Source organism: Tetzosporium hominis, assembly GCF_002265435.1.
Taxonomy (GTDB): Bacteria; Bacillota; Bacilli; order Bacillales_A; family Planococcaceae; genus Chryseomicrobium; species Chryseomicrobium hominis.
Window position 1 is genome coordinate 1 of record NZ_NOKQ01000155.1, and the last position, 6,148, is coordinate 6,148.

6 protein-coding genes are annotated in these 6,148 nt (G+C 37.7%); 4 read left to right on the plus strand and 2 right to left on the minus strand.

Annotation, left to right across the window (positions count from 1 at the left end; genetic code table 11):
* Positions 1-571: hypothetical protein (locus tag CF394_RS03445; RefSeq protein WP_094941868.1), on the minus strand; the 571-nt coding region annotated here is incomplete at its 3' end.
* Positions 572-901: 330 nt separating this feature from the next.
* Positions 902-1,495, minus strand: coding sequence for a hypothetical protein (locus CF394_RS03450; protein WP_094941869.1), 594 nt, complete (start codon positions 1,493-1,495; stop codon positions 902-904).
* 530 nt (positions 1,496-2,025) lie between these two features.
* On the opposite strand from CF394_RS03450, the gene mobV reads away from it, so the two are divergent.
* From mobV to CF394_RS03465, 4 genes are all read left to right on the plus strand, one after another.
* Entirely contained in the window at positions 2,026-3,408 is a 1,383-nt protein-coding gene (gene mobV, locus CF394_RS03455) for a MobV family relaxase (protein WP_094941870.1), read from the plus strand.
* A 5-nt stretch (positions 3,409-3,413) separates the two neighbouring features.
* Positions 3,414-3,575 carry a hypothetical protein gene (locus CF394_RS15710; protein ID WP_165767442.1) on the plus strand — a complete coding sequence of 54 codons (162 nt, stop codon included), beginning with the start codon at positions 3,414-3,416 and terminating at the stop codon, positions 3,573-3,575.
* Between the two features lie 495 nt (positions 3,576-4,070).
* A complete protein-coding gene (locus CF394_RS03460; RefSeq protein WP_094941871.1) occupies positions 4,071-5,087 on the plus strand; it encodes a replication initiation protein in 1,017 nt (338 codons plus the stop codon).
* A gap of 88 nt (positions 5,088-5,175) precedes the next feature.
* The gene (locus CF394_RS03465; protein WP_094941872.1) at positions 5,176-5,733 is read left to right on the plus strand and encodes a type II toxin-antitoxin system PemK/MazF family toxin; all 558 of its coding nucleotides are present in this window, start codon (positions 5,176-5,178) and stop codon (positions 5,731-5,733) included.
* Positions 5,734-6,148: the final 415 nt, after the last annotated feature.

Sequence of the window (6,148 nt, forward strand, 5' to 3'; positions counted from 1 at the left end):
CCAGCGGTCCTCCTATAGTTCTGTTTAAAACATATTTAGGGTCAAAGTAGTTGATGAATTCGTTTTCGTAACTTTGAAAATCGTCACATACATATGCAAATATTCTGGTGGTATCATACGCTCTAAAACTGTCTATTGATAAAATGGAGTCGTTTACTTTTCCGAATATCAAACGGTCAAATTGTTTTTGGGCACTCCAATGAATTCGAATGCGTTTTGTTATGTCTCCACTTATACCGATATAAACTTGAGAATACTCGTCTAGGACCATGATGTAATATCCAGAAACACCTTTCAACAGAGAAAGATCCGTAAATTCTTCAAAGACGTTAGTTTTATTAAGAAACCTCGTAAGTTCTTCGTTAAATTCTTGTTTAGATAATGATTGATAATACGCCATATTCAAATCAAAGTTCTCAAAGCATCTTTTTTTATGCGATTTTATAAATGATTCTGGGTAAACGACTCCATCGCCAAACGAGCTTTTATTGTTTACTTTTATATAATTTTCTCTTGTTAGTTTTAATCCCCCTGACTTCTCTAGGACATTTAAACCTAAATGTTGTGGCATTATTTGATTCTCCTCGCACCAAGTTTTCCAAATTATAACTTGAATTATTTTCGGTGCGTGAGGAGATTAATTGAATGTCTATAAAAAAAAGACGGTCCTCCCTTAGGGAAGGACCGTCTTTTTTTATGTAAGAGTAGTATTATCTCGCTAAATTCAATTTTGCGAAATGTTTAATAGTACCACCTTAACGACTTCTTTGTTTTATTTCTCGTCTGATTTTTATGATTTTTCTAATGTAAAATACTGCTGCAATAACGGCAACTATAAAAAACAGTGTGAATGTTACATCTAGCCAATTAATATAAAACAAGTTTAACAGCTCCTAGCTTTTTAGAATGGGACAGTATAAGTAACATTTCTAGCATATCCTAATTCTTGGCCCACGACATTTACTCCGTAAAATTTGGTTCCTTTGATGGTTGCGGTACCACCTTTTTTACTAGAATTTAATGTATACCATGCTGTTGTTTGTGCGTATTTGATTGGAACTGTAACTCCTGATTGATCACTCCAAACCACAACCTTTGTAACAACTCCACTAGTATTTCTTGTTACACGAGCGTAAGAGGTAATAACCGAAACACCTGTGTATTCTTTATAAGTGTAAGTTTTTGGATTTGTAGATGCTAAAGTTGCAAATTCAAATTTTGATGTTGGTGGAGTAAAAACAGTCGGGTTCGTTTCTTTCAATTTTTCTGTTTCTAAAAATGCCTCAAAGTCTTCAACAGAGTCAAATTTAAGTGTAGTTTCTGGAATTAATGTTGGATCAGATATGACGGTGAAGCCATTCTCTTCAGCCACTCCATTTACAGTTTCTACAAATTCCTCTTCGTTTTGCAATTCACTTGCGAATACTTTATTTTCTAAGCTATTTGTAACAAAGAAAAGTAAAGCGAATGCAAGCACTACCATCAATTTCTTCAATGTATTTCCTCCTTGGTAATATATTCAATCTTTAGTATAAAAAAACTTGGTATTAAAAACCATACTTTTCTTTTTATAGATTTAATGGTAAGCGTCCAAGATAAATCGCACGACCGTAAGGTCTAGAATTTAAGGAATGGATGCGATAGATTCTTTCCACCCTATCTTGTGTTCTCACCCCATGTGAGAACCTGACACCCGTCGAGGGGGATTTTGGGGTTCGCCCCCTTTTTAAAAAGGGGCAAGGTTTGGTCTTGAAGAAAAGGATGGCCGAGTGATCGGACCGTCCTTTTTTTACTTTTGATCTACGGAAAAAGCATCTGGGTCCGGATGCTTTTTCTTGCCCTTGATCTACTGGGGAATGACCGTCCACTTCGGACGATCAACCCCATACCCTTGAACTTGTGGGGCACATCCGATAGGATGCTGCACCATGCACTACCCTCGGAGAGCACACACTTTACGTATGTAAAGTCTAGTGTGTTATACTTTATCTATAAAATCTCTTCTTCCTAAGGGGGCCGGCTTCTATGAGTCATTCCATTATCCGTGTTCAAAAGATGAAAGCAACAGCACTCAAAGGCATCCAATTTCACAATCAGAGAGAGAAAGAGAGCCAGACAAATCCGGACATCAGAACTGAAGATGCTCACCTGAATTACGACCTGATCCACGGGGATAGAAAACTGGATTACAAGAAAGAGGTTCAACAGGTCATCTCCGAAAATGTGAAGTCAGAGAAGAAGGTCCGAAAAGATGCCGTCCTCCTTTCAGAATTTCTTATCACGTCTGATTCGTCATTTTTCGACAACATGACCCCTGATGAACAGAGACGCTATTTTGAGACAGCTAAAGACTTCATTGCAGACAAGTACGGGGAACAAAACATCATCTATGCGACAGTACATAATGACGAGAGAACACCCCATATGCACGTGGGTCTGGTTCCAGTGACCGATGATGGACGACTCTCAGCAAAAGACGTATTTGGGAACCGGCTACAGTTTGTAAAGCTGCAAGATGATTTCAATGCGCATGTGAAGGCTCATGGCTTCGACCTGGAGCGTGGGGTGTCTTCGAGCCGAAAACACCTAGACATGGCTAAATTCAAAGCGATCACAGCTTATGAAGCCGAAAGAGAAGCTACTCAGAAGAGCGAACAGGTCCTTTCAAACATCCAAGAGATCGATACAAAGGTAAAAGCGATAGAAGATGTAAAACCCATTCAAAAATTCGGGCAAGTCCTGATGAAGAATGACGAGTACAAGACGTTGGTAAACTACGCTACGAATGGTGCCGTAGCTGAAGTGGAGGTCGCCAACCTGTCTCGCCAGTTGGCTGAAAAAGAAAAAGAGGTCATGCAGCTACAGGAAGATGCAAAAAAGGGGCAGGAGAAGCTCCGGAAGATGTATTCAGGAATCGAATGGAGAAGCAAGGACATCGAAGCCAACCTCACCACTTTCGCTGACAATATAGCCGAACAAAAGGCGCAAGAGCTGTTCAACAATTCGAATCTCGTCAAGAAGCATGAACAGCTCCTCCAGAAAAGTCGGGAGATCATCAACGAGCGTAACGAGTTGGCTAAGACGTACAACGAAGTGGCGACCAAATACAATCAGCTCGTGCCCGATTACAAACGGACGTTAGAAGAGAACAAGTCATTGAAAACAGAGAACAGCTCGCTGCGTGAACAGATCGAGGAAATCCGTCATGAGTTCTCCGCTTGGAAAGAACGTGCGATGTTAGCCTTTCATAAGCAGTTCCAGCGCATGAAGAGCTTGATGAAGGTACTGGGCGTAGATCCTGATAAACTAAAGGAACTTGATAAATCTGAAGATAGAATCGTCTCAAACAGCATCAAAGAGATCGAAAAACCTAACCAGTCACAAAAAACGATGGAAATGGAGCGATGATCCCTATGAGTAAGACCACACGGTCTACAGAAGAACTGCTGACACGCCTGAGCGAATACAACCGCATTTCTCCACCTGAAAAACTTGAAATGGATGGACAAGGGCGTCTGTTACTGACCCCCCTCAATCCTGACCATGTGATGTGGTATGAGAGTGATGAAAAATAGCCGTTTTAAAAGAGGTCGCCCTTGTGGTGACCTTTTTCATCTTCTACAGTCCAAATACGCCTGTGATCGATTTTAAGGCTTTTCAGAAGATTACCTGTAGTTTTTATCAATCAATCATCTTAGGGTGTCTTAAAATGCTTTCTGTGCTTTCTGAAGGACAATGATTTATTAAACAGACCACGTTCTTTTCTTGTAGGTTTTAATTTCTTAGTTTTTAATCACGCAAATGGTGCTTATATATATAATCTTTTTAAAGATTAATTATATTACTTATATTTAGGGAAGGTACTGAGCCTTAGAGCCACAAGGGATTGAAGTTTTAAATGTACTTTATTCTTCCCTTTATTGTACTTTATTCTTCCCTTTATTGTACCTTTTTCTTCTGTTTTATTGTACTTTATTGAAAAATTAAGTACATAAATTATTGTCTATGTGTTTTAATTTATATTAAGGTACAAATAGAGGGAAGTATTAAGTACACAAGGGGGAAGTGTTATGATGCGCGTAAATACGAAATCACAAATTATTTCTCATGAGAATTCCATTCGTAAAAGTAATGAATTATCAATGGGGAAACTCAATCAAGGACTCACCCTAAACCAGATGCAGCTTTTAGCTTTTTCAATTTTTAGTACACAGCAAAACGGAGTGACTGAATTTCATAAAGCGGATTTTGAGAAGAAATTTAAGCTCTCGAAATACAACACTGAAGATGCAAAAAAAGATGCTGATAAAGTAACGAGTGTTAAGTTCAGCACAGCTGATATCGAAAATGAAGAATTTAAATTTTGGAATGTGTTTATGGGAATGGATTATAGAAAAGGACATTTTAAATTCGAGTGGAATCCACGGATGCTACCCCACATTTTAAACTTAAAAGAGAAATACATTACGACGGATCTGAGCATTGCATCAAAATTCAAAAGTAGTTTTTCTTGGACGTTATATGACTTCATAAGAGCACATCATGGTTATTGGCACAAGGTCATGACTAAAGAGGACTTAATGAACTTATTTGGCGTTCAAGGAACTAAAACTTACTTGGAGAACACTGGACGTTTTAAAAAGTCTGTTTTAGACGTGGCAATTAGAGAAATTAACGAAAATACAGAGCTAGAAGTCAGATATAAAGACGAAAAAGACGGAAGAGCTATCATAGGGTTTGATTTAATCTGGTCGAACGGAGAAAAACTCACCAGCGCTACAAAAAAACAAATAAAAGAAATACAGAGCATTATAGATATTGTTTTTGAAGACATGTTCCAGTACGTAAATTTAGACAACACCGAAGAGCGTCAAAGAGCTATTGGACTGATTCGAGATATAGAAGATATGCGGAAATATATTCAAGAACCAATTAGTGTCACAAGAGAAAGAGCCGATGAATTAATCAAAAGTGCTGTCTGGAATTTCAGAGAGCTCAATAGGCTTTTGATAAAAAATCAGCAAGAAGTTTCTTCGACATCAAGAAAAAAAGTAGAGTTTTATAATTGGCTTGAAGAACGTGAGTAATATTAATTCGAGTGATAACGACATAGAATGATATAGTAGTATTCGGTTTAAGTGGATATTTTTTCTTGATTACTTAGGGGGATGAAAGATGACAGATAAAAAACAATATGTCGATTCGGAAATAGAAAATTTAAAGAGCCGACTTGAACGGGAATTGAAAAAGACTGATTCAACGTATCAATGGAAGGTCAAAAAAATTATTGATTCTATCGTTGAAAAGTGTGAGTTAGATGAAAAATCGAAGAAGCACGCTGGAGAAAAAAAGAGTCACCACAGAAAGTTCCATCCAGTTCGTCCAGTGAGAGGGGAGATTTATAATGTGCTCCTATCTCCAGATAACGTAGGTACAGAACTAAACAACAATCATCTTTGTGTCATCATCTCAAATCCTAAGAAAAACATATACTCCGAAAAAGTTAATGTTGTTCCAATAGAGGGAGACGGTAGAAGAATAGATCCGATGAACAATATTCAACTAACTAATGAGGACTTAGAATTTGGCACTATAACAAAAGATCCTTCTAGAATCATTGGGGGAGACATCATGACTATAGATAAAGCTCGTATAGACCGTAAGGTGGCTAAGTTGAGTCCTGAGAAATTGGAAGAAGTGATGGCTATGGTCACATCTCAGTTAGGGATTTGAACTAACCAGTTGAAAATTAAAGAACAGTATAGTATTGTTTAGTTAACAACTGATTTATCAAGCCCTATGGGCAACGGCTTTTAATAAGCTTTTCAAGAAGAGGTTAAGGTATCTTTGATACTTTGACCTTTTTACTTTTTTACTTTTAGTAATGAATTTATGTGGGTATATATATACTGAATAACGTTTCATCAAGTCCCTTTTGGGACAGTGGCTCGTTTAGAGCTTCTTCAAGAAACATGGAGGACCTCTGATTTTTTAATCAGAGGTCTTCTTTTTTTGTTTCACAACTTGTAAATCTCTTGTTTTCCCGTGCATTATGGCTTCAGCTAAGCCTTCCAGCGGTCCTCCTATAGTTCTGTTTAAAACATATTTAGGGTCAAAGTAGTTGATGAATTCGTTTTCGTAACTTTGA

Excerpts from the sequence above, each read along its gene's own strand:
- CF394_RS03460 (WP_094941871.1), top strand. The coding sequence starts at position 4,071 with ATGATGCGCGTAAATACGAAATCACAAATTATTTCTCATGAGAATTCC.
- CF394_RS15710 (WP_165767442.1), top strand. The coding sequence starts at position 3,414 with ATGAGTAAGACCACACGGTCTACAGAAGAACTGCTGACACGCCTGAGC.
- CF394_RS03465 (WP_094941872.1), top strand. The coding sequence starts at position 5,176 with ATGACAGATAAAAAACAATATGTCGATTCGGAAATAGAAAATTTAAAG.
- mobV (WP_094941870.1), top strand. The coding sequence starts at position 2,026 with ATGAGTCATTCCATTATCCGTGTTCAAAAGATGAAAGCAACAGCACTC.